This is a genomic window from Xanthobacter albus, assembly GCF_043194895.2.
Classification (GTDB): Bacteria; Pseudomonadota; Alphaproteobacteria; order Rhizobiales; family Xanthobacteraceae; genus Xanthobacter.
The window spans coordinates 1,862,995-1,885,669 of the sequence record NZ_CM195532.1 but is presented as its reverse complement, the minus strand read 5'-3'; the positions used below and the strand labels follow the sequence as shown (position 1 = coordinate 1,885,669).

Sequence of the window (22,675 nt, the reverse complement as noted above, 5' to 3'; positions counted from 1 at the left end):
CCGCCCGCGGCGGAGGGAACGGAAGAGATGCGGGGCGGAGGACCCATGCTCGACCCACAGGCTCTGATCGACGCCACCACGACCTTCGTGCAGCAGCACCAGGCCCTGGCGCCGGCTGTCGTGTTCGCGCTCGCGTTCGGCGAGTCGCTGGCCCTGGTTTCCTTTCTCGTGCCCGCCACCGTCCTGCTGCTCGCCATCGGCGCGCTCATCGAGGCATCCGGCCTCCATTTCTTTCCCATCTGGCTGGCGGCGGTGGTCGGCGCGTCCCTGGGCGACGCGGTCTCCTACTGGTTCGGCTTCTATTACAAGGACCGCGCCAAGACCTTCTGGCCCCTCAACCGGCGTCCGGACCTGGTGGCGCGGGCGGAAGACTTCTTCACCCGCTTCGGCGTGTGGGGCGTGGCGGTGGGCCGCTTCTTCGGCCCCGTGCGCGCGGTGGTGCCGCTCATCGCCGGCATCCTCGCCATGCGGCAGAGCCATTTCCAGCTCGCCAACGTGGCGAGCGCGGCCATCTGGGCCTTCGCCATGCTCGCGCCCGGCGCCCTCGCCCTGCGCCTCATCGGCGGCTGAAGGCCCGCGCCGCGCCCAGCGCGCGGGATTGACCGCGCGCCAGTGACCGTGCGGCAACGCCGCGCCTTGTGCCCCCCGGAGATGCTATATATCAACGGACATACCAACCGGGGACATATTGCCATGATCGATTTTTCCATCCGGCGGCGCAGCCTCGTCCTGGGCCTCGTCGTCGCCACCGCATTTTTCGGGATGGCTCGCGCGGAGCAGCCGGCGAGCGCCACCGCTGCGGCGGCCGACAGCACCGTCACCACCTTCGCCGCCGCCAGCCTCACCAATGCCTTCGAGGATATCGGCAAGGCCTATGAAGCCAAGGGCGGCAAGGGCAAGGTGAAGTTCTCCTTCGCCGCCTCCTCGGCCCTCGCCAAGCAGATGGAAGCCGGCGCCCCCGCCAACATCTTCGCCTCCGCCGACCTGAAATGGATGGAGTATGTGGAGAAGAAGGACCTGATCGTCCCCGCCTCGCGCGTGGTGCCCATCGGCAACGCGCTGGTGCTGGTGGCCCCGGCCGACAAGGCCAAGCCGGTCACCCTCTCCAAGGACATGGACATCGAGGCCCTGCTCGGCGCCAACGGCCGCATCGCCACCGGCCTCACCGACAGCGTGCCGGTGGGCATCTATGCCAAGACCGCCTTCACCAATCTCGGCGTGTGGGACAAGGTGGCCCCGCGCATCGTCGGCGCAGAGAGCGTGCGCGCCGCCCTGGCGCTGGTGGAGCGCGGCGAGGTGCCCTACGGCGTGGTCTATGCCACCGATGCCGCCATCGCCAAGAACGTGAAGGTGGTGGCCACCTTCCCGGCGGACAGCCACCCGCCGGTGGAATATCCCTTCGCCCTCGCCAAGGGCCACGACACCGCCGAGGCCAAGGATTTCTTCGCCTTCCTGGTGGGTCCCGAGGCCAAGGACATCTACAAGAAGTACGGCTTCGTGGTGAAGTGACCCGCCGCGGCCCCTCCGGCCGCCGCCCCTATTTTTGAACAGCCGGAGGGCGGCGCGCGCGAAGAACGCCTTCGCAGGCGCCGCCCTCCGGTTTAGTATTTTTGTGACATTGCCGTCCGGAATTTTCACATGCTGCTGACGCCGGAAGAATGGACAGCGGTGACGCTGAGCCTGAGGGTCGCTTTCTGGGCCACCCTCTGGAGCATGCCGCCCGCCATCCTCGTGGGCTGGATCCTGTCGCGCCTGGAGTTTCCCGGAAAGGGCCTGTTCGACGGCATCGTCCACCTGCCGCTGGTGCTGCCCAAGGTGGTGGTGGGCTACATGCTGCTCATCACGCTGGGCACCCGCGGCTATCTCGGCCAATATCTCTACGAGTGGTTCGGCATCAGCCTCATGTTCACCACCGCCGGCGCCACGGTCGCCGCCGCCGTCGTGAGCTTCCCGCTCAGCGTCAATGCCATCCGCCTCGCCATCGACGGGGTGGACAAGGGCATCGAGACCGCCGCCCGCACCCTGGGCGCCAGCCGGATCGACGCTTTCTTCACCGTCACGCTGCCGCTGATGCTGCCCGGCATCCTTTCCGGCGCGCTCATCTCCCTGGCCTCCGCGCTCGGCGAGTTCGGCGCCACCATCACCTTCGTCTCCAACGTGGAGGGGCAGACGCGGACCATCCCGCTCGCCATCTACAGCGCCACCCACATGCCCGACGGCGACGCCATGGCGCTGCGGCTCACCGTCGTGTCCGTCATCCTCGCCCTCGGCGCCCTGGTGCTGGCCGAGATGGCCGACCGGCGCATCAAGATCGCATTGGGGCGCGTATGATCGAGATCGACGTCCGCCTCGTCCGCAGCACCGGCTTCACGCTCACGGCCAGCTTCACGGCGCCGCCGAGCGGCGTCACCGCCCTGTTCGGCCGCTCCGGCTCGGGCAAGACCACCATCATCCAGATGGTCGCGGGCTCCGTGCGGCCGGACGCGGGCCGCATCCAGGTGGGGGACGAGGTCTTCCTCGACGTGGAGAAGGGCATCGACCTGCCCATCGAGAAGCGCCGGGTGGGCTACGTGTTCCAGGATGCGCGCCTGTTCCCCCACCTCTCGGTGGACGGCAACCTGCGCTATGGCCAGCGCCGCGCCCGGCACGACCATTCCATCGGCTTCGAGGCGGTGGTGGAGATGCTGGGCATCGGCCACCTGCTGAAGCGCCGGCCGCACACCCTTTCCGGCGGGGAGCGCCAGCGCGTCGCCATCGGCCGCGCCCTTCTCGCGCAGCCGCGCCTGCTGCTCATGGACGAGCCCCTCGCCTCCCTCGACGAGCAGCGCAAGCTGGAGATCCTGCCCTATCTGGAACGCCTCAGGGACGACCTGAAGCTGCCCATCCTCTATGTCAGCCACTCCATCGACGAGGTGCTGCGCCTCGCCGACATGGTGGCCGCGCTGCAGGATGGCGCGGTGATCGCCAGCGGCCCGCTCTCCGACGTGCTCTCGCGCCCCGAGCTGATGCCGGTGCTCGGGCGGTTCGACCTCGGCACCATCCTCGACTGCGTGGTGAAGAGCCACGACTCCGAACTTGCCCTCTCCACCCTCACCTTCGCCGACGGGGAGCTGCGGGTGCCGCTGGTGGACCGGCCGGTGGGCGCGCCGGTGCGCGCGCGCATCCGCTCGCGCGATGTCTCGCTGTCGCTGTCGCGGCCCATCGACGTCTCCGTGACGAACCGGCTCTGCGGCACCATCGGCGCCATCCGGCGCGAGGGCGGGCCCTATGCGACGGTGGAGGTGAGCCTGCCCCACGGCCGGCTGCAGTCCCTCGTCACGCTGGAGAGCGTCGAGCGGCTGGCGCTGGAGGAGGGCATGCCCGTGTGGGCCATGATCAAGGCGGTGGCGGTGGACAGCCGCTCCCCCGCTTTCCCGGCGCAGAGCGAGCCGTTCAGCCCGCCTTCGCGCTCAGCGGGGCCGTCTCTTCGGCTGGTTGCCGGGCGCTCTCGTCCGCCAGAGCCTGAGTGAGCTCATCCAGAGTGGAACGGGTGGCCTTCGCGGCCTGCCGCTCCATGGCGCGGTAGAGCGCGATGAGCCGCTCGCCGAAAGCCGTGACCTCCGTCCCCGCGCCGCGCCGTCCCGGATAGGTGAGGATCACCTTCTGCTCGAACATGCGGTCCAGTTCATCCACCAGCAGCCAGGCGCGGCGATAGCTCATGCCGATGGCCTTGGCGGCGGAGAGGATGGAGCGATGCTCGCGAATGGCCTCGAGCAGCATGATCTTGCCCGGCCCCAGGCGCCGCCCGTCGGGAAAATCGACACGCAGGAACAGGCGGGATGAGGCGTCCTGGCTCACGGCATCTCCTTTGCGGCTCACGGCCGGCGGCTCGCGTCCTCACAGGGGAGAAGCGGGCCGGACTGCCGGTCTTCACCGGAAGATGCGTCGGCGCGCCACGCGCGGCAAGTGCAGCCGCGCGCAAATTCGCGTGCTCGCCCGCGCGCCTCCTCAGGCCCGCACGGGGCGGGAAAGCTGCTTGGCCTTGGCGATGCGGCTGTTGACGAGGCTGGAGAGGATCACGATCACCGCCGCCGTCACCACATAGGCGATGACCTGCATGCCGGTCGGCTGGGCCCGATAGCCCACGAGCGTGCGCAGCACCCGGCCGAGGGCGCCGTCATCCGACAGCAGCCAGCTTGAATCCCACACCGGATCGGCCAGGGACTGAATGAAGCCGGAATCCTGGAGGATGCCCACCACCTGCGCCGCGAGCCCGGCCGCCAGCAGGGTGATGACGATGGCCGTGACCTTGAAGAGGTACTTCAGCGGCACCGCCACGAGGCCCCGGTAGAGCACGAACGCCACCGCCGCGCCGGCGAGCAGGCCGCCGAGGCCGCCCATCACCACGTCGGGCACGCTCTCCATGCCGGTGGACATGATGCCGTAGACGAACAGCACGATTTCCACGCCCTCGCGCAGCACCGCCATGCCGACCACGACGGCGAGGGCGGTGAGGGGCTTTCGGCCCTCCTTCACGTCCTTGCCCACCGCCTGCATCTGGATGACCATCTCGCGGCCGTGGCTCGCCATCCACACCACGGTCCAGGCCAGCATCACCACCGCGACCGCGAGGATGGACGCGTTCAGCAACTCCTGGCCGGAGCCGTCGAACAGGTTGGAGATGCGCTCGGCGAACAGCGCCAGCACCGCCGAGCCGGCGATGCCGCCGAGCACGCCGGCGCTGATCCACAGGCCGCGCCCGCGGATGCCCTCCGACGCCGCGAGCACGACGCCGATGACGATGCCCGCCTCCAGCACCTCACGAAACACCACGAGGAGTGCCGCCAGCATGTCTGCTCTCCTTATCACGCCGGGCCGAAGCCCGCTCAGCGGCGGCGCGATGCCCACGCGCGACCGCTCCGGTCGCGGCGCCCGCCGCACGGCCTTCAGGGAACGGGATCAAGGCGCGAAACCGCGCACCGGAAAGATCTCGCAATCAGTTTGGAACAACTCAAAAATACATATTCGGCCCATGCCGCGACGCCGGCTACGGGCATGACATCTTTCCTAACATCGCCCGGAGCGGTTTGTCAGCCGGTCAAGCGCAGTTTAGAATGACTTCAACATCAGGATTTCCAGCCTGCGTTGCATCGCATGCAATCTCCCGCGCAGTAGCGGGAGCCGCCAGCCCGTGAAGACATCGCGGCCAGTCCGCCCGCTCCGGCGCACGCGCGCAGAACTACGCAACAGCGCATACCCCTTTGTCTTGACACGCGGAAGTGAAGCCTGGACTGACCTATCGGAAGCCGTTCATAGAACGATTCCATTATTATCCCGCGCGCTTGCGAGGGGGGCGAGCCCTGCCTAATCTGCCCGCGCTGGGGAGGCGGACCCTTTGCGACCGCCCCGTCATTTGAACGAGCCTTACCCGAACCAGGAGACCAGGTTGATGCGCGCGCATGTCATTGCCGGCGCGATCGCCGCCGCGGTGAGCTTCGTGTCGCCGGCATTCGCCGACGCGCCGAAGCCCCGCGATGTGATCACCCATTACGCGGACCTCGCGGAGGCGATGTACGGCGCCTCCTACGAGACCTCCAAGCAGATGCAGCAGGCCATCGACGCCTTCGTGGCGACGCCGAGCGCCGAGACGCAGCAGAAGGCCAAGGACGCCTGGAAGCACGCCCGCACCTTCTACCAGCAGACCGAGGCCTTCCGCTTCGGCAACAAGATCGTCGACGAGTGGGAAGGCAACGTCAACGCCTGGCCCCTGGACGAGGGTCTTATCGACTATGTCGACAAGTCGAAGTATGGCGAGACCTCCGACGAAAACCCGCTCTACACCGCCAATGTGATCGCCTCCAAGACGATCCGCATCGGCAAGAAGACCATCGACGTCACCAAGATCACCCCCGAGCTGCTGCACAACCTCAACAGCGCCGGCGGGGTCGAGGCGAACGTGGGCTCCGGCTGGCACGCCATCGAGTTCCTGCTGTGGGGCCAGGACCTCAACGGCACCGGGCCCGGCGCCGGCGCCCGCTCCTGGACCGACTATGACCTCAAGGCCTGCACCAACGCCAATTGCGACCGCCGCGGCCAGTATCTGAAGGTGGCCACGAAGACCCTGGTGGACGACCTGAAGGAAATGACCGACGCCTGGGGCGCCAAGGGCGCCGCCCGCAAGGCCCTGCTGAAGAAGAAGGACAATGCCGGCCTCGCCGTCATCTTCACCGGCCTCGGCTCCCTCTCCTATGGCGAGCTGGCCGGCGAGCGCATGAAGCTCGGCCTCATCCTGCACGACCCGGAAGAGGAGCATGACTGCTTCTCGGACAACACCCACAACTCGCACTATTATGACGAAGTGGGCATCCGCGACGTGTATTACGGCCGCTTCACCAAGCCCGACGGCACCGCCCTCACCGGCGCTTCCGTGGCCGACCTCATCCGCGCCAAGGACCCCAAGATCGCCGACGAGATCGACCAGAAGTCGGACGCCGCGCTGGCCGCGCTGAAGGCGATCAAGGACACCGCCGATTCCGGCGAGATGGCCTACGACCAGATGCTGGGCGAGGGCAACGAGAAGGGCGCCAAGCTCATCCAGGCCGGCGTCGACGCCCTGGTGGCCCAGGCCCACGCCATCGAGCGCGGGGTCTCCGCCCTCAAGCTCCAGATCAAGGTGGAAGGCTCCAAGAGCCTCGACGACCCCTCGGCCGTCGGCAAGAAGTGAGGCGCCGGCGGTGATCTCGCGTCGCGCATTGATGCTGGGAGGGGCCGCGGCGGGAGCCGCGGCCTTCGCGCCTTCCGCCCTCGGGGAGGTGCTGCCCAGGGCCATCGACACCCTGCCTCCCGATGCCCCCCAGCGGCGCCTGTCGCTGGTGGCCGAGGAGACCACGGTGCCCCTGCTCGGCGCGGACAAGCCGCCCACGCCCCGGTTCTGCGCCTATAACGGCACGCCCTTCCTCACCCTGCGCGCGCCCCAGGGCACGCGCCTGATGGTGGAGTTCGAGAACCGGCTTCCGGACCCCACCACCGTGCACTGGCACGGCATCCGCGGGCCCTACATCTTCGACGGCGTCGCGCCCATCACCCAGCCGGTGGTGCCGGCGGGCGGACGCTTCTTCTACAACGTGCCGCTGCCCGATCCCGGCTTCTATTTCTTCCATCCCCATTGCGATGAGACCGGCCAGGTGGGCCGTGGCCTCGTGGGGCTCCTGCTCGTGGAGGACCCGCGCGAGAAGCAGGTGCGCTTCGATGCCGAGCACATCATCGCGGTAAAGGACTGGCGGCTGGACGAGAACGGCCGCTGGCTGCAGATGTTCACCGACGAGGGTGCCTCCACCGCCGGCACCTTCGGCACGGTGCGCGCGGTCAACGGCTCCATCGTGCCGCCGCGGGTGGAGGCCCCCGCCCATGGCGATGTGCGGGTGCGCGCCATCGTCGCCGATTCCACGCGGGTGATCGACTTCGGCTGCGATACCGACCACGCGGCGGCCATCGCCATCGACGGGCAGGCGACCACGCCTTTCCTGCTGAACGCGGCCCCCGACGGCGTCTGGCGCATGGGCCCCGCCATGCGGCTCGACGTGCATGTGCGCATGCCCGGCCCCGGCGAGGAAGTGAAGATCTACGATTACCGCACCGCCGAGCCCTGCCTTCTCACCACCCTGGTGGCGGTGGACAAGGGCCGGAAGAAGACCCCCTTCAAGCCCAAGGCCCTGCCCGCTCCAGTCCAGCTGCCGCAGCCGGACGTGGCCAAGGCCACCCACCTCGATTTCCTGGTGCAGACCGCCGCGGGCGCCACCGTCATCGCGCCGCCGCTGCCGCCGGACGACCCGCTCGCCAAGGCGCTCGTCGATTCCCTGTGCGTGGGCGACAAGACCTTCTGGGCCATCAACCGCAATTCCTGGGGCGCGGGGGCGGACCTGCGCCTGCCGCCGCCGCTCAACGTGCTGAAGAACGGGCAGAGCTACGTGCTCACCATCACCAACGTGACCAAGCACGTGCATCCGATGCATCTGCACGGCCACATCTTCAAGGTGCTCTCCTCCTCCAAGAAGAAGACGCTGCCGCAGTTCCTGGCCGATACCGTCATCGTCGAGCCCAACGAGAGCGTGGACATCGCCTTCAAGGCCGCGAGCGGCAACTGGGTGTTCCATTGCCACATCCTCGAACACATGGATTCCGGCCTCATGGGCTGGTTCCGGGTGGCGTGATGGCCCGGCAAGCAGGACACTGGGCGCGCATGGCGCTTTTCGCCGCCGTTCTCGCCGCCTGGGCGCCGGGCGCCGTGACGCCGGCCCGCGCGCTCGACGATCTCGACGTGCAGATCGGCAAGGCTCTGTTCAAGCGGCCCTGGACCCCGGCCCCCACCACCACCCAGGCGGACGACGGCCTCGGCCCCCTGTTCGATGCCCGCTCCTGCGCCTCCTGCCACCCCGGCGGCGGCCGCGCCGCGGCCGCCTTCGACGCCTCGGGCCAGGTGGCGGGGCGCGGCATGGTGCTGATGATCGGACAGGAGGACGGCGCCGCCGACCCGGTCTATGGCCGGCGATTGCAGATCGACGCCGTCCCCGGCCTTGTCGCCGAGGGCATCATCGCCGCGGACGACACCGCCCTCCCCGATGGCCGACACGCGCGCAAGCCGCGCCTCGACGGCCTCGCCTACGGCCCGCTCGATCCGAAAAGCGGGCTTTCGCTGCGTGCCGCGCCGGACCTGCACGGGCGTGGCGCCATGGCCGCCGTGCCCGATGCCGCCATCCTGGCGGTGGAGAAGGAGCAGGCCGAAGGGCATGACGGCGTCTCCGGCCGCGCCCGGCGCATTCCGCAGCAGGACGGCTCGTTCCGCGTCGGCCGTTTCGGCTGGAAGGCGAGCCACCCCACCATCGAGAGCCAGAGCGCGGAGGCCTTCTTCCTCGACCTCGGCCTGTCCAACCCGCTCCATCCCGAGCCCTGGGGCGACTGCACCGCCGCCCAGGCGGCCTGCCGCGCGGCGCCCCACGGCGCCCATCCGGCGGCGGACGGCACCCCCGGCTTCGAGATCGGCGCGCCGGTGCTGGACCGGGTGGTGGCCTATGTCGCCTCCCTGCCCACGCCCCAGGCGACCACGCCGGCCGACGCCGCCGGCGCCGCCGGCGCGCGGCTGTTCGCCGCCACGGGCTGCGCCGCCTGCCATCGGCCGCAGATGCCCACCGCCGACGGCGGCAAGGCGCGCCTCTACTCGGACCTGCTGCTGCACGACATGGGCCCCGACCTCGGCGATACCATGCCGGAGCCCGGCGCCGGAGCCTCCGACTGGCGCACCGCGCCGCTGGCGGGCGTCTCCCAGGCCCTCGCCCGTAAGACCGGCCTGCTGCATGATGGACGCGCGCGCTCGGTGGCGGAGGCGGTGGCGTGGCACGGGGGAGAGGCCGCCCCGGCGGCCGCCCGCTTCCGCGCCCTTTCCGAGCGGGAGCGCGCCGCGCTCATCGCCTTCGTTTCGTCCCTCTAGTTTTTGGAAGTGGTTCCGGATGCTTGAGAACATTGCCCGCCCAGCCCTCGCCACGGCGCGCAAGGCGCTCGCCACCCTTGGCTGCGTTGCCGCTCTTTCGGTTTCGCCGGCGCTGGCGGCGAACCCGCCCTTCGATTCCGTGTCCGTGATCGAGAGCTGGCTGCTGCCGCGCTACGATGCGCTCGCCGGCGCCGCCGATGCCCAGAAGGCGGCCTGGACCGGCTTCTGCGCCAAGCCCGAGGAGGCCGGCGTGCCGGCCCTGAAGGACGCCTACGGCAAGACCGCCGATGCCTGGAATGCGGTGGAATTCATCACCTTCGGTCCCATCAGCCAGAACCTGAGGGCCGACCGCTTCAGCTTCTTCCCCGACCGGCGCAACGCCATCGCCCGCGGCATGGCGGAGGTCATCTCCGACCCCGACGCCGCCCGCCTCTCGCCCGAGCGCTTCGCCCAGGCCAGCGCCTCGGTGCAGGGCCTGCCCGCGCTGGAACGCCTGCTCTATGACGAGGGCGCCGCCCAGGCGCTCGCCGCCGGGCCGGAGGCGGCGCGCCGCTGTGCCTTCGGCCTCGCCATCGCCACCAATCTCGCCGCCATCGCCCATGATGTGCGCACCCAGTGGGGAGGCCGGGACAGCGGGCTGCTCGGCGCGCTGGCGGCCGGCAAAGGCGACCCGGATCTCTTCCCCGATGCCGCCGCCCTTCCCGGCATGATCCTCACCGATCTCTCCGGCGCCTACCAGCGGGTGACGGACACCAAGATCCTGCCCGTGCTCGGCTCCGGCCCGTCCGAGGCCAAGCCCCTCTCGGCGGACAACTGGCGCTCCGGCCGCTCGGGCCGGGTGGCGGCCAACATGGTGAAAAGCGCGGACGCGCTCCTGCGCGCCATCGCCACCCAGATGCCGAGCCGCCCGCAATGGGTGGTGAACAAGGCCGCCACCGAGGCCGACGCCACCGCCGACAAGCTGCCCGCCGACCTCGGCGCCGCCGCGCAGACGGCGAGCGGGGCGGCCGCGCTCCACGCCGCCATCAAGACCTTCAAGGCGGCCCAGCTCGCGGTCTACCGGCCGATGGCCTCCTATTTCGTCATCTCCCTGGGCTTCAACGCCCTCGACGGCGATTGAGGCGGCCATGGGCTTCCTCTCCCGACGCGCCTTCGTCGCCGGCGCGCTGCTCGCGGTTCCCGCCGCCGCGCGCCTGCATGCGGCGGCGGACGCCGCCCCCGCCACCGGCTGGCTCTCCACCGCCGGGGTGACGGAGGGCTTCGCCGCGGTCTCCGTGGACGCCGCCGGCGCGGCCGATGTGGATGCCCCCTCCGCCGCCCGCCTCCATGGCGTCGAGGCCAGCCCCACCGGGCCGCTCGCGGTGGCGGTGGGCCGGCGGCCGGGCAAGGTGGCGGTGGTCTTCCGCCACGACCGTGCGGGCGTCGTTTCCACTTTCGCGCCGGGCGAGGGGCGCGTGTTCTCGGGCCATGGCCGCTTCACGCCCGACGGGCGCTTCTTCCTCACCGCCGAGATCGAGCCCCCGCGCGCGCAGGACGGCCGGCCCACCATGGGCCGCGGCGTGCTGGCGCGGCGCGAGGTGGCGGCCGGCTTCGCCATCACCGACGAATGGCCGACCGCCGGCGACGGGCCCCACGACCTGATGCGCTCGGGCGCCGCGCTGGTGATCGCCAACGGCGGCATCGAGCCCAACACGCCGGAAGCCCGCGACGCGGAGCTGACCGGCTCCACCATCACCCTCCTCGACCCCGCCACCGGCGCCCTGCGCGGCGAGGGACGGCTTTCGCGGGACCTCTCCAGCCTGTCCCTGCGCCATCTCTCGCGGGATGGCGCAGGCGGCACGGTGGTGGCGGCGCAGGACCTGATGAACGACGGCATCGCCCGCCCGCTCCTGTTCCGCATCGCCGCCGATGGCACGGTCTCACCCTTCGAGGCGCCGGACAACGCCTGGCGCGAGCTGCGCGGCTACGTGGGCTCCGTGGCCTACGACGCCTCGGGCCGGTTCGTGGCCTGCGCCTCGCCGCGCGGCGGGCGGGTGGCGGTGTGGCGGGCGGACGGGCGCTATCTCGGCGCCGTGCCTCTGGTGGACGGCTGCTCCCTCGCCATGACCTACGAGGCCGGCGCCTTCGTCGCCGCCAGCGGCTATGGCGAGGTGGTGCGCATCTCGGCCGCCGACGACGGCGTCGCGGTGGTGGCGCGCCGCACCGGCGGCCCGCGCTTCGACAACCACATGGTCCGCATCGGCTGAGACCGGAGGCCCGTGAGCTTTTCCCGCCGACCTCTCACTTGGACGGCTTTGTCCGCTCGTTCTGTCCGCTCGTGCTCCTGGGCGTTTACTCATGCCCGCGCAGCGTGTGAGCGAAACCCGCCTGGCGCCGCTCGGGGCGCGGAGCGGATGGCGCGACGCCGCACGCCTGCGGACCGCGGCCGGCACGTATGACTTCGGCCCCGGTTTGTGCTCAAGTTCCAGCCGCCGGCGGCCAGCCGGCGGATGAAATGAGAGGTCGCGCCATGAAATGGGTCGTTCTGGTGGGCAGCGTGCGCAAGGGGTCCTACAACGCCGCCATCGCGCGCGCGCTCCAGGGCCTCGCCCCCGAGGGTGTCGAGATCGAGATCCTGCCCTCGATCGCCCTCCTGCCCATCTATGACGGAGACATCGAGGCCGCCGGCTTCCCGGCGCCGGTCACCGCGCTCGCCGACGCGATCATTGCCGCAGACGCCCTGGTGATCGTGACGCCGGAATACAATTATTCCATCCCCGGCGGGCTCAAGAACGCCATCGACTGGCTCTCCCGCCTGAAGGAGAAGCCGCCGCTGAAGGACAAGCCCACCCTCATCCAGTCCGCCTCCATGGGCGGCTTCGGCGGGGCGCGGGCGCAGTATCACCTGCGGCAGGTCCTGGTGGCCCTCGACGTGCCGGTCATGAACGTGCCCGAGGTGATGGTGGGCCAGGTCCACACCAAGGTGACGGACGGCACGCTGACCGACCAGGGCACCCTGAGCTTCATCGAAGGCCAGCTCGCCGCCTTCCATGATTTCGCGCGGCGCCAGAAGGCCGGCGCCGCCGCCTGAGGCGTGGCGCACAGTGACCGGGGCCTCCCCTCAGGGGGGCGGCCCCGCGTCATGCCATGGGCTCCGGCCCATGACCCGCGCCGGGCGGGTTTCGCTCAAGGGCCGCGCGGGCCCTCCGCATCAGGCGGCGGCGACCAGCCCGCCCTCGGCCGCCACCCGGCGCTGGTGGAAGGGCGTGTCGCCGAACATCAGCTCGATCATGGCGAGGCGCCGGAAGTGGTGGGCGCCGATATACTCCATGGTCATGCCGATGCCGCCGTGGAGCTGCACCGCGGTCTGCCCCACGAGGCGGGCCGAGCGGTTCACCTGCGCCTTGGCGGCGGAGAGCGCCACGCGGCGCTCTCCAGCATCCTCGGCCTCCACCATCATGGCGGCATAGAGCGCCATGGAGCGGGCCTGCTCCAGCGCCACGAACATGTCCACCGCCTTGTGCTGGAGCGCCTGGAAGGAGCCGATGGCGACCCCGAACTGCTTGCGGGTCTTGAGGTATTCCACCGTCAGCGCGTGCAGCGCCTCCATCAGGCCCACCGCCTCGGCGCACAGGGCCGCGATGGCGCCCTCGACCACCCGCTCCACCACGGGGAGCCCCTCGCCCACCGTGCCGAGCACGGCGTCGGCCGGCACCAGGACATCGGCCAGCAGCACATCGGCCGCGCGGCCGCCGTCCTGCGTCGCGTAGGCCGTGAGGGTGAGCCCCGGCGCATCCGCCGGCACCAGGAACAGGGTGATGCCGGCCCCGTCCCGCCGATCGCCGGAGCTGCGGGCGCTCACCACCAGCGTTTTCGCCGCATCGGCGTTCAGCACCACGCTCTTGCGGCCGTCCAGGCGAAAGCCGCCCTCCACGGCGCGGGCGGTGGTGCCGACATCGTTGAGGTCGTAGCGCGCCTGGACCTCGGAATGGGCGAAGGCGAGGCGGGCGGAACCTTCGATGACGCCCGGCAGCAGCGCCGCGCGCTGCGCCTCCGAGCCGGCGAGGCGCACCGCGCCGCCGCCCAGGATGACGCTCGCGAGGTAAGGCTCCGGCGCCAGCGCGCGGCCCAGGGCCTCCATCACCACCTGCGTCTCCACCGGTCCGCCGCCGAAGCCGCCGTCGGCTTCCGCGAACGGCAGGCCGAGCAGGCCCAGTTCCGCCAGCTCCGCCCACTTGGCCTCGGGAAAGCCCAGGGGCTCGGCGCGGGCGGCGGCGAGCTGCTCGATGGTGGAATAGGTGTCCGAAGCCCAGCGCTGGGCGGTGTCCTTGAGCAGGGACTGCTCGTCGGTCAGGTCGAAATCCATGGAGTCCTCCTCGCGGGCCCGGTTTCAAAGACCAAGGATCGCCTTGGCGATCACATTGTGCTGGATCTCGTTGGACCCGCCGTAGATGGACACCTTGCGGTGGTTGAAATAGACGGGCGCCGCCGCGTCCGCCCAGGCGAACAGGGCCTCGGCGTCGTTGTGGCCGGCGTCGGGCCGCGCCGCCGGCAGGGCCTGCGGGCCCGCCAGCTCCAGCAGCAGCTCGGTGGTCGCCTGCTGCAGCTCCGAGCCCTTGATCTTGAGGATGGAGGAGGCGGGGTCGGGCTTGGTGGGGTCACGCGTCGCCTGCGCCGCCACCACCCGCATCTGGGTGATCTCCAGCGCCTTCAGCTCGATCTCGACGGACGCGAGGCGCGAGCGGAAATCCATGTCGTCCCACATGGTGCCGGCCCCCGCCGGCGTCACCCGCGCGAGGCGCTTGATGCGGGCGATACGCTCCTTGGACATGCCGATGCGGGCGATGCCGGTGCGCTCGTTGGCGAGCAGGAACTTGGCATAGTCCCAGCCCTTGTTCTCCTCGCCCACCAGGTTCTCCACCGGCACCTTGACGGCGTCGAGGAACACCTCGTTCACCTCGTGCCGGCCGTCGATGGTGATGATGGGCCGCACGGTGACGCCGGGGCTTCTCATATCGATGAGGATGAAGGAGATGCCCTGCTGCTTCTTGGCGGTGGGGTCGGTGCGGGCGAGGCAGAACATCCAGTCGGCATATTGGCCCAGCGTGGTCCAGGTCTTCTGCCCGTCGATGACGTAATGGTCGCCGTCCTTCACCGCGCGGGTCTTCAGCGAGGCGAGGTCGGAGCCGGCGCCGGGCTCGGAGAAGCCCTGGCACCACCAGTCCTCCAGGCTCTTGATGCGCGGCAGGAAGCGCTGCTTCTGCGCGTCGCTGCCGAAGGTCGCGATCACCGGGCCCACCATGTGGCAGTTGAACTGCAGCGGCAGCGGCACCGCCGCCTGCATCAGCTCCTCCATGAAGATGTAGCGCTGGACGGGGCTCCAGGGCTGGCCGCCGTATTCCACCGGCCAGCCCGGCACGGCCCAGCCCTTGTCGTTCAGGATGCGCTGGGAGGTCACGTAGTCCTCCCGCGCCATCTTGCGGCCTTCCGAGACCTTGGCCCGGATCTCGGCGGGAATCTCGGTGCGGAAGAAGGCGCGCACCTCCTCGCGGAAGGCGATCTCTTCAGGAGTGAAGCGCAGGTCCATGGATCAGGCCTCCGGGTTGATTTCGATGAGGCCCGCCGCGCCCATGCCGCCGGCGATGCACATGGTGACGACCGCGTAGCGCACGCAGCGCCGGCGCCCTTCCAGCACCGCATGGCCCACGAGGCGCGCGCCGCTCATGCCGAACGGATGACCCACCGAGATGGCGCCGCCGTTGACGTTGCAGATGTCCGGATCGATCCCGAGCGTATCGCGGCAGTAGACGGACTGGGAGGCGAACGCCTCGTTCAGCTCCCACAGGCCGATGTCGGACACCTTGAGCCCGTTGCGCTCCAGCAGGCGCGGCACGGCGAACACGGGGCCGATGCCCATCTCGTCCGGCTCGCACCCGGCGGTCGCATAGCCGCGGAAGATGCCGAGCACCTGCGCCCCGCGCCGCGCCGCCTCGGCGGACGACATGAGCACGCTGGCGGAGGCGCCGTCCGAGAGCTGGCTGGCGTTGCCGGCGGTGACGAACTGGTCGTCGCCCCGCACCGGCTTCAGCTTGGAAAGGCCGTCCAGCGTGGTGTCGGCCCGGTTGCCCTCATCCCTGGCGAGGGTCACGCGCTCGCGCCGGGTCTCGCCGGTCTCCTTGTCGGTCACCGCCTTCTCGACGGTGACGGGCACGATCTCGTTGTCGAACAGGCCCGCGGCCTGGGCCTTCGCCGTGCGCTGCTGGCTGGCGAGGGAAAAGGCGTCCTGGGCCTCGCGCGTCACGCCGTAGCGCCGGGCGACGTTGTCGCCGGTCTCGATCATGGTGACGTAGATGTCCGGCTTGTGGGCCATCAGCCAATCGTTGCGGAAGGCCTCGCGGTTCACCGGCTGCACCAGGGAGATGGATTCCACGCCGCCGGCCACCGCCACCGGCACGCCGTCCATGACGATGCGCTTCGCCGCATGGGCGATGGCCTCCAGGCCCGAGGCGCAGAAGCGGCTCACCGTGACGCCGGTGGCGGTCACGGGAATGCCGGCCACCAGTGCGCCGTGGCGGGCGACATTGCCGCCGGTGGCGCCTTCCGGATAGCCGCAGCCCATGACGACTTCCTCGACCTCGGCCGGGTCCACCCTGCCGCGGGCTAGCGCATGGCGGATGGCGTGGGCGGCCATGTCCGCGCCTTTGGTGATGTTGAGCGCACCGCGCTGCGCCTTGCCGATGGGCGTGCGCGCGGTGGAAACGATGACGGCTTCGACCATGAACGCTTCCTCGTCTTGATTTCAGTGTGTTTCGTTCGCCGCTCCGGCCCGGATGGCCGCCTGCGCGGCGGCCTCCACGGCGGCGGCGGCCTCGGCCATGAGGACCTTGGGCAGGAGCTTGCCGACCGGGCTGCGCGGCAGCGCATCGCGGAATTCCAGGGCGCGGGGCATCTCGTGCCGGCCCAGGCGATCGGCCAGGAAATGGAGCAGATCATCGAGCGTGAAGGGATCGGCGCCGGCCTTCAGCTTCACGTAGGCTTTCGCGGACTGGCCGCGATACGCGTCGGGCACACCGATGACGATGACCTCTTCCACCGCTGGGTGCTCGTAGATGGCGTTCTCGATGGCCGCCGGATAAACGTTGAAGCCCGACGAAATGATCATGTTCTTGCGCCGGTCGACGATCTCGAACAGGCCGCGCGCATCCATGCGCCCCATGTCGCCGGTCAGGAACCAGCCGTCGTGGAAGGCGGCCTGCGTGCCCTCTTCGTCGTTGAGATAGCCCTTGAAGACATTGGGCCCGCGAATGGCGATCTCGCCCACCTCGCCGGGCGGCAGGGCGCGGCCCGGCGCGTCCATGGCGACGATGCGCATGGACAGGCCCGGCAGCGGAATGCCGATGAGGCCCGGCCGCCGCTCCACCTGGAACGGCACGCGGGAGCCGGCGGGCGCCGTCTCCGTCATGCCCCAGCCGTTGTTGAGCTGGGTGCCGATCAGCGCCTCGATCCTCGCCTGGACCTCGAACGGCAGCGGCGCCCCGCCGGACACGCAGGACTTGAGCGCGGAGAAATCCACCGCCTCCACCCCCGGCCGGTTCAGGAGCGCCACCCACATGGTGGGCACGCCGGAGAACTGGCTGGCCTTCAGCACGCTGACGTCACGAATCAGCGTCTCCACGTCGAAGCGCTGGCGCAGCAGCACCGTGTTTCCGTCGCGCAGGTGGCGCAGCAGCACGGTGGTGAGGGCGTAGATGTGGAACAGCGGCAGCACCGCCACCGCCTTCTCGGTGCCAGCCACCAGGGGGCGGCCGCCATCGCGCCACGCCCGATACATGCTCACCGCCGAGGTGAGGTTGCCGTGACTCAGCATGGCCGCCTTGGGCAGGCCGGTGGTGCCGCCCGTGAACTGCAGCACCGCGATATCGTCCACCGAGGGCAGCGGCACGGCGAGCGGGGCATCGCTGGCGAGGGCGCCGAGATCGCGCACGCCCGCACGCTCCGGAGTGGCCAGCGGCGCGCTCTCGCCCACGCCCCAGCGGGCATCCTCCCCCACCAGCACCTCCTCCACGACGCCCTCGGCGAGCATGTCGAGCGCGCCCGGCAGGAAGCCGGGCAGGTTGGTGGTGACGAGCCGGCGGGCGGAGGTGGCCTTCAGCTTGTGGATGATCTCACGCCGGGCATCGAGCGCGGAAATGTGCACCACCCGCGCCCCGAGCCGCGTGAGCGCGAAGAAGGCCAGAGGGTGCCAGGGGGTGTTGGGCAGCAGCAGGGCGACATTCTCGCCGCGCTTCACCCCGGCGCGGGCGAGCCCGCTCGCGAGGCGCTCCACCTCCCGCCCGAGCTCGCGATAGCTGATCTCGCCGTCCCGGAAATCGAGCGCCGTCCCCTCCCCCCGCGCCCCCACGGCGGTGGCGAGCAGTTCCGGCAGGGTGGTGATCTCCAGCGGCGCGGCCCAGTCGCACACCTCTGGGAAGGCGGCCTGCCAGGGCGGCAGCGGCGCCGTGGCAGGCTCCGCGGCCATCACGCCGCCTCCTGCGCGGCGAAGGAGCCCGCGCCTTCCGCGAGGCGCTTCAGCAGCGGGGCGGGCCGCAGGCCGTCGTCGCCGGTCTCGGCGGCGAACGCCTCCAGCGCGGCGACGATCCTGGACAGGCCCACCTGCTCGGCCCAATGCATGGGGCCGCCGGTGAAGGCGGGCCAGTTGTAGCCGTTGACCCAGATGATATCGATGTCGCCGGCGCGGGCGGCGATGCCCTCCTCCAGGATCTTCGCGCCCTCGTTCACCATGGGGTAGAACAGGCGCGCCTCGATCTCCTCGCGGGTGAAGCTGCGGCGGGCGATGCCCCGCGCCTGAGAGAGCGAGGCGATAAGCGCTTCCGTCTCCGGGTCGCGCACGCCGGCGCGGGCGCCCTTGGGATAGAGATAGAAGCCACGCCCGGTCTTCTGGCCGAAGCGGCCCTGCTCGGCCAGCGCATCCGCCACCGGCGCCTTCACCGCCTTGTCGCCGGCCGCCTTGCGGGCGCGCCAGCCGATGTCCACCCCGGCGAGGTCCGCCATGGCGAACGGACCCATGCGGAAGCCGAAATCGGTGACCGCCGCGTCCACCTCATGGGGCAGCGCCCCCGCCAGCAGCAGGCGCTCGGCGGCCTCGGTGCGCTTGGCCAGCATGCGGTTGCCCACGAAGCCGTAGCACACGCCCACCGCGACCGGCAGCTTGCCGAGCTTGCGGCCGAGATCGAGGCTGGTCACCAGAACGTCGGGTGCGGTCTTCGCCCCGCGCACCACCTCCAGCAGGCGCATCACGTTGGCGGGGCTGAAGAAATGCAGGCCCACCACATCCTGCGGCCGCGTGGTGGTGGCGGCGATGGCATCCACGTCGAGGTAGGAGGTGTTGGTGGCGAGGATGGTGCCGGACCGCGTCACCTTGTCGAGGGCGCCGAAGATCTCCGCCTTCACCCCCATGTCCTCGAAGGCGGCCTCCACGACGATGTCGGCATCGGCGGCCGCGTCGAGCCCCACCGCCGGGGTGATGAGGGAAAGGCGCTGCGCCATCGCTTCCTGCGAGAGCGAGCCGCGCTTCACCGAGGTCTCGTAATTGGCGCGGATGCGGGCGACGCCGGCCTCCAGCGCCTCCGCCTTCACCTCGATGAGGGTGACGGGAATGCCCGCCTGGGCGAAGCACATGGCGATGCCGCCGCCCATGGTGCCGGCGCCGATCACCGCCGCCCTGGCGATGGGCCGCGCCTTCACCTCCCGGCCGATGCCGGGAATGCGCGCGGCCTCGCGCTCTGCGAAGAAGATGTGGCGCAGGGCCTTGGAGCTGGGGTCTGCCACCAACGTCGTGAAATGACCGCGCTCAATGGCGAGCGCCGCCTCGAACGGCTGGTCTAAACAGGCGCGGACCGCATCGACCAGCGCGGGCACGTTAGGCGTGCGCGCGTTGCGCTTCAGCGCCTCGGCGGCGGCCGCCTCGAACGCGGCGCGGTCCTCGCCTGTGAGCCGGTCGGCGCGCGCGCCCGACCTGCTCCAGCCCCCCGCCGCGGCGAGGCGCAGGGCGGCGGCGGACGCGGCGGCGATCAGGTCGCCTTCCGCGATCTCGTCGGCGAGGCCGATATCGCGCGCCTTCTGCGCGCTCACCGGATCGCCCGAAAGCATGATGGCGAAGGCCGGCGCGGCGCCGATGAGGCGCGGCAGGCGCTGGGTGCCGCCGGCGCCGGGAATGAGGCCGAGCCTGATCTCGGGCAGGCCGAGCCTGGCGGCGGGCGCCACCACCCGCGCGTGGCAGGCGAGCGCCAGCTCCAGGCCGCCGCCCAGCGCCGGGCCGTTGATGGCCGCCACCACGGGCTTGGGGCAATCCTCGATGGCCGCCACCACATCCGGCAAAGCGGGCGGGACCGGCGGCTTGCCGAACTCCGAGATGTCGGCCCCGGCCACGAACACCTTGCCTTCCGCAGCAAGCACGATGGCCTTCACGGCGGGATCGGCCGCCGCGGCGGCGATGCCCTCGGCGAGGGCCGCGCGCACGGCGGCGCCCAGGGCATTGACCGGCGGATTGACGATGGTGAGCACGGCGACGCCGTTGGTCGCCTCGCTGCGGAGCGGAGCCATTGAGCCTCCCATTGGTTCTGCATTGCAGAATGTAAATCTGCATTATTGGAAGAGGTGACGCGGAAACTGCGGCTTGTCAACCTGTTCAGCAACAGCGGTTGCCACCATCGGATACCGCGCAGCTCTGATATGTTCTGATATGCAGAATTATTTTCCGCAGAAATTGACAGGCCGGCCGAACGCATGGCATTCATCCATCGTCTCCGGGGGCGTGCCTTGCCCCACGGGGCCAGAACGCGGAACAACCGCGCAGCGGGAGGAGCAGGACGGCGCGGGCCAAAGGCCCGGGCCGGCGGGAACGCCATGACCGCGCACCCCTTCCATGCCGATCGAACCGCAGGAGCCGGAATCGCATCCGCCGGTCTGCCCGGCCGCGCCTCCGTCTCCGCCTGAATGGGACGCATTAGCCGAACGAGCGCTCGTTCGGAACTGCGTCCAGGCGTCGGACACGCTCTGGGAGGAACACATGGTCCGCAAGATACCGGCGAAGACGATCGCCTCGGCGACGCTCGCCCTCGGCCTCATGGCCGCCATCACCGGCGCGGCCGCGCAGGACGCATCGAAGGCCGCGCCGAAGACCTTCACCATCGGCGCCCACATGCCGCTCACCGGCACCCTCGCCCGCTCCGGCCAGGCCTTCAACGAGGGCATGCAGGTGGCGGTGAAGATGTGCAACGCCGTCACGCCCGCCTACCAGGTGAAGATCGACCTCATCGACGACGAGAGCACGCCCGCCAAGGCGGTCTCGGCCGTGGAGAAGCTCTCCGCCGACGGGGCTGTCGCCATCATCGGCGGCTACGGCTCCAACATCATCGGCCCGGCGTCGGACGCCTCCGACAAGCTGGGCAAGGTCTACATCACCGCCGGCGCGGTCTCCGACGAGCTGACCAAGCGCGGCCTCAAGACCTTCTTCCGCATCAACAACAACGCGGGCTACGAGCGCGGCATCGCCACCCTCATCGGCGACCTGAAGCCCGAGAAGGTCTCCATCATCGCCTCCACCAAGGAGGCCCCCGCCTTGCTCGCGGAAGGGCTGGAGAAGGACCTCGCCGGCCTGGGCATCAAGGTGACGGTGCACAAGTTCGACCCCGCCATCACCGACTTCAAGCCCATCATCAACAAGATCAAGCTGCAGGATAAGCCCGACATCATCATGATGTCCGGCTACGAGAACGATTACGTGGGCATCATCCGCGCCGCCAAGGTGCTGAAGCCCAATGTGAAGCTGCTCGTGGGCACGTGGTCGCTCGCCACGCCGAAGATGTACACCGAGTTTCCCGACCTCATGAACAACGTGGCCGGAACCTCCTTCCTCCCGTTCCCGGTGGAAGTGAAGAGCGAGGAAGGCGGCAAGTTCGCGGACATCTACAAGCAGACCTACAACAAGGACATCGAATACCTCTCCACCCTGAGCTTCGTGGAGACCATGGTGCTGTGCGACGCCATCTTCCGCGCCGCAGAAAGCGGCACGCTGGAGAAGGGCGGCCTCGCCGACGAGATGCGCAAAACCGACCGCGAGAGCCTGCTCGGCCGCATCCAGTTCGACGCCGCCGGCGACAACCCGAACTTCTCCCTCTCCATGGGCCAGCACCGCGACGGCAAGATCGTCCTGGTCTCGCCGAAGTCCGCCGCCAACGGCGAGGTCGTCTACCCCGGCGTGCCGTGGTGAGCCCGCGCTGACGCGACCGCCCGCGGGCACCGTCCCGCCCGCGGGTCCACCCTTCCGGCCCTCCATGTTCCCCGTCGAGGCGACATGACCGAACTCATCCTGCAGGCGCTGTTTTCCGGCGTGCTCATCGGCGGCGTCTACGCCCTGGTGGCGCTGGGCCTCGCCCTCGCCTTCGGCGCCATGCGCATCATCAATCTCGCCCACGGCGAGCTGGTGCTGCTCGCCGCCTACATGGCCTATCTCGTGGAATCGCGCACCGGGCTCGATCCCTATTTCGCCATTCCCCTCGCCCTGGTGGTGGTGGGCGCGGCGAGCTGGGCGCTGTTCCTGCTGGTGGACCGCATCAAGGACCACCGCGAGCTCAACTCGCTGATCCTCACCTTCGCCATCGGCATCATTCTCACCAACGCCATCCTGCTCATCTTCGCGAGCGACGTGCGCACCACCACCTCGCCCTTCCTGCAGGACGCGGTCTCGCTCGGCGACGTGTTCGCCATGCGCGGCGAGATCATCGCCTTCGTTCTGTCCGTGACGCTCATGGGCGTGCTGTGGTGGTGGCTGAAGTCGAGCTGGTACGGCCGCGCGGTGCGCGCCGTCTCCTCCAATCGCAATGCCGCGCGGCTCATGGGCATCAACCCGGCCCGCATCGAGACGGTGTCGTTCCTGGTGGCGGGGGCGCTCGCGTCCTTCGCCGGCGTCGCCCTCTACACCATGAGCGTGGTGCAGCCGGCCACCGGCCACGCGCTCACGGTGAAGGCCTTTATCATCACCGTTCTGGCGGGCGTCGGCTCCATTCCCGGCGTGTTCCTGGGCGCCGTGCTGCTGGGCGTCACCGAGGCGCTCACGGTCACGCTCGCCTCGTCCGCCCTGCAGGAGCTCGCCGGCATGGTGCTGTTCCTCCTCGTCCTGTTCCTGATGCCGAACGGCCTGTTCGGCGCGCGCGCCCGGCGCGGCTGAAAGGC

At 70.1% G+C, this 22,675-nt stretch carries 19 protein-coding genes; 12 read left to right on the top strand and 7 right to left on the bottom strand.

The genetic code is table 11. From position 1 onward, the window contains the following. The first annotated feature begins 45 nt into the window (after positions 1-45). The 4 genes from V5F75_RS08395 to modC all read left to right on the top strand — a co-directional run bounded on the left by V5F75_RS08395 (position 46) and on the right by modC (position 3,509). Positions 46-570, top strand: coding sequence for a DedA family protein (locus V5F75_RS08395; RefSeq protein ID WP_394034819.1), 525 nt, complete (start codon positions 46-48; stop codon positions 568-570). 123 nt (positions 571-693) lie between these two features. Next, a complete protein-coding gene (modA, locus tag V5F75_RS08390) occupies positions 694-1,509 on the top strand; it encodes a molybdate ABC transporter substrate-binding protein (protein WP_394034820.1) in 816 nt (271 codons plus the stop codon). 129 nt (positions 1,510-1,638) lie between these two features. Next, a complete protein-coding gene (gene modB / locus V5F75_RS08385) occupies positions 1,639-2,331 on the top strand; it encodes a molybdate ABC transporter permease subunit (protein WP_394034821.1) in 693 nt (230 codons plus the stop codon). Continuing rightward, complete coding sequence (gene modC / locus V5F75_RS08380) at positions 2,328-3,509, top strand: molybdenum ABC transporter ATP-binding protein (protein WP_394034822.1); 1,182 nt, start codon at positions 2,328-2,330, stop codon at positions 3,507-3,509. Before modB ends, modC begins: the two co-directional genes overlap by 4 nt. On the opposite strand, the gene V5F75_RS08375 is transcribed toward modC, so the two are convergent. After that, complete coding sequence (locus V5F75_RS08375; RefSeq protein ID WP_394034823.1) at positions 3,433-3,837, bottom strand: winged helix-turn-helix domain-containing protein; 405 nt, start codon at positions 3,835-3,837, stop codon at positions 3,433-3,435. The genes modC and V5F75_RS08375 overlap by 77 nt on opposite strands. 150 nt (positions 3,838-3,987) lie before the next feature. Next, positions 3,988-4,830, bottom strand: a complete 843-nt coding sequence (locus V5F75_RS08370) for an FTR1 family iron permease (RefSeq protein WP_394034824.1) — start codon at positions 4,828-4,830, stop codon at positions 3,988-3,990. Positions 4,831-5,428: 598 nt separating this feature from the next. Here V5F75_RS08370 and V5F75_RS08365 point away from each other — a divergent pair. The 6 genes from V5F75_RS08365 to V5F75_RS08340 all read left to right on the top strand — a co-directional run bounded on the left by V5F75_RS08365 (position 5,429) and on the right by V5F75_RS08340 (position 12,533). Continuing rightward, positions 5,429-6,703 (top strand): imelysin family protein, encoded by a 1,275-nt coding sequence (locus tag V5F75_RS08365; protein ID WP_394034825.1) that lies wholly within the window; start codon positions 5,429-5,431, stop codon positions 6,701-6,703. Positions 6,704-6,713: 10 nt separating this feature from the next. Further along, positions 6,714-8,189: a multicopper oxidase family protein gene (locus V5F75_RS08360; protein ID WP_394034826.1), complete on the top strand. Its 1,476-nt coding sequence runs from the start codon at positions 6,714-6,716 to the stop codon at positions 8,187-8,189. Positions 8,190-8,218: 29 nt separating this feature from the next. Continuing rightward, the gene (locus tag V5F75_RS08355; protein ID WP_394034827.1) at positions 8,219-9,463 is read left to right on the top strand and encodes a di-heme oxidoredictase family protein; all 1,245 of its coding nucleotides are present in this window, start codon (positions 8,219-8,221) and stop codon (positions 9,461-9,463) included. A gap of 19 nt (positions 9,464-9,482) precedes the next feature. Next, entirely contained in the window at positions 9,483-10,583 is a 1,101-nt protein-coding gene (locus V5F75_RS08350) for an imelysin family protein (RefSeq protein ID WP_394034828.1), read from the top strand. Between the two features lie 7 nt (positions 10,584-10,590). Then, a complete protein-coding gene (locus V5F75_RS08345; RefSeq protein ID WP_394034829.1) occupies positions 10,591-11,709 on the top strand; it encodes a DUF1513 domain-containing protein in 1,119 nt (372 codons plus the stop codon). A 263-nt stretch (positions 11,710-11,972) separates the two neighbouring features. Beyond that, positions 11,973-12,533, top strand: a complete 561-nt coding sequence (locus V5F75_RS08340; RefSeq protein WP_394034830.1) for an NADPH-dependent FMN reductase — start codon at positions 11,973-11,975, stop codon at positions 12,531-12,533. Between the two features lie 120 nt (positions 12,534-12,653). On the opposite strand, the gene V5F75_RS08335 is transcribed toward V5F75_RS08340, so the two are convergent. The 5 genes from V5F75_RS08335 to V5F75_RS08315 are packed head-to-tail and all read right to left on the bottom strand — an operon-like array spanning position 12,654 to position 20,044. Next, positions 12,654-13,808 (bottom strand): acyl-CoA dehydrogenase family protein, encoded by a 1,155-nt coding sequence (locus V5F75_RS08335; RefSeq protein WP_394034831.1) that lies wholly within the window; start codon positions 13,806-13,808, stop codon positions 12,654-12,656. Positions 13,809-13,832: 24 nt separating this feature from the next. Beyond that, positions 13,833-15,029 (bottom strand): acyl-CoA dehydrogenase family protein, encoded by a 1,197-nt coding sequence (locus V5F75_RS08330; protein ID WP_394034832.1) that lies wholly within the window; start codon positions 15,027-15,029, stop codon positions 13,833-13,835. Between the two features lie 3 nt (positions 15,030-15,032). Then, entirely contained in the window at positions 15,033-16,220 is a 1,188-nt protein-coding gene (locus tag V5F75_RS08325; RefSeq protein WP_394034833.1) for an acetyl-CoA C-acyltransferase, read from the bottom strand. A gap of 21 nt (positions 16,221-16,241) precedes the next feature. After that, positions 16,242-17,960 carry an AMP-binding protein gene (locus V5F75_RS08320; RefSeq protein ID WP_394034834.1) on the bottom strand — a complete coding sequence of 573 codons (1,719 nt, stop codon included), beginning with the start codon at positions 17,958-17,960 and terminating at the stop codon, positions 16,242-16,244. Beyond that, on the bottom strand, positions 17,960-20,044 hold the full coding sequence (locus V5F75_RS08315; RefSeq protein ID WP_394034835.1) for a 3-hydroxyacyl-CoA dehydrogenase NAD-binding domain-containing protein: 2,085 nt from the start codon (positions 20,042-20,044) through the stop codon (positions 17,960-17,962). Before V5F75_RS08315 ends, V5F75_RS08320 begins: the two co-directional genes overlap by 1 nt. 466 nt (positions 20,045-20,510) lie before the next feature. On the opposite strand from V5F75_RS08315, the gene V5F75_RS08310 reads away from it, so the two are divergent. Both V5F75_RS08310 and V5F75_RS08305 read left to right on the top strand, forming a co-directional pair. Next, complete coding sequence (locus tag V5F75_RS08310; protein WP_394034836.1) at positions 20,511-21,713, top strand: ABC transporter substrate-binding protein; 1,203 nt, start codon at positions 20,511-20,513, stop codon at positions 21,711-21,713. An 84-nt stretch (positions 21,714-21,797) separates the two neighbouring features. Beyond that, positions 21,798-22,670 (top strand): branched-chain amino acid ABC transporter permease, encoded by an 873-nt coding sequence (locus V5F75_RS08305; protein ID WP_394034837.1) that lies wholly within the window; start codon positions 21,798-21,800, stop codon positions 22,668-22,670. The last annotated feature ends 5 nt before the right edge of the window (positions 22,671-22,675 follow it).

Bases quoted from the DNA above. Each gene is read 5' to 3' on its own strand.
- V5F75_RS08315 (WP_394034835.1), bottom strand. From the start codon at position 20,044: ATGGCTCCGCTCCGCAGCGAGGCGACCAACGGCGTCGCCGTGCTCACC.
- V5F75_RS08310 (WP_394034836.1), top strand. From the start codon at position 20,511: ATGGTCCGCAAGATACCGGCGAAGACGATCGCCTCGGCGACGCTCGCC.
- modA (WP_394034820.1), top strand. From the start codon at position 694: ATGATCGATTTTTCCATCCGGCGGCGCAGCCTCGTCCTGGGCCTCGTC.
- V5F75_RS08350 (WP_394034828.1), top strand. From the start codon at position 9,483: ATGCTTGAGAACATTGCCCGCCCAGCCCTCGCCACGGCGCGCAAGGCG.
- modB (WP_394034821.1), top strand. From the start codon at position 1,639: ATGCTGCTGACGCCGGAAGAATGGACAGCGGTGACGCTGAGCCTGAGG.
- V5F75_RS08345 (WP_394034829.1), top strand. From the start codon at position 10,591: ATGGGCTTCCTCTCCCGACGCGCCTTCGTCGCCGGCGCGCTGCTCGCG.
- V5F75_RS08320 (WP_394034834.1), bottom strand. From the start codon at position 17,960: ATGGCCGCGGAGCCTGCCACGGCGCCGCTGCCGCCCTGGCAGGCCGCC.
- V5F75_RS08370 (WP_394034824.1), bottom strand. From the start codon at position 4,830: ATGCTGGCGGCACTCCTCGTGGTGTTTCGTGAGGTGCTGGAGGCGGGC.
- modC (WP_394034822.1), top strand. From the start codon at position 2,328: ATGATCGAGATCGACGTCCGCCTCGTCCGCAGCACCGGCTTCACGCTC.
- V5F75_RS08305 (WP_394034837.1), top strand. From the start codon at position 21,798: ATGACCGAACTCATCCTGCAGGCGCTGTTTTCCGGCGTGCTCATCGGC.
- V5F75_RS08335 (WP_394034831.1), bottom strand. From the start codon at position 13,808: ATGGATTTCGACCTGACCGACGAGCAGTCCCTGCTCAAGGACACCGCC.
- V5F75_RS08340 (WP_394034830.1), top strand. From the start codon at position 11,973: ATGAAATGGGTCGTTCTGGTGGGCAGCGTGCGCAAGGGGTCCTACAAC.
- V5F75_RS08365 (WP_394034825.1), top strand. From the start codon at position 5,429: ATGCGCGCGCATGTCATTGCCGGCGCGATCGCCGCCGCGGTGAGCTTC.
- V5F75_RS08355 (WP_394034827.1), top strand. From the start codon at position 8,219: ATGGCGCTTTTCGCCGCCGTTCTCGCCGCCTGGGCGCCGGGCGCCGTG.
- V5F75_RS08325 (WP_394034833.1), bottom strand. From the start codon at position 16,220: ATGGTCGAAGCCGTCATCGTTTCCACCGCGCGCACGCCCATCGGCAAG.
- V5F75_RS08395 (WP_394034819.1), top strand. From the start codon at position 46: ATGCTCGACCCACAGGCTCTGATCGACGCCACCACGACCTTCGTGCAG.
- V5F75_RS08330 (WP_394034832.1), bottom strand. From the start codon at position 15,029: ATGGACCTGCGCTTCACTCCTGAAGAGATCGCCTTCCGCGAGGAGGTG.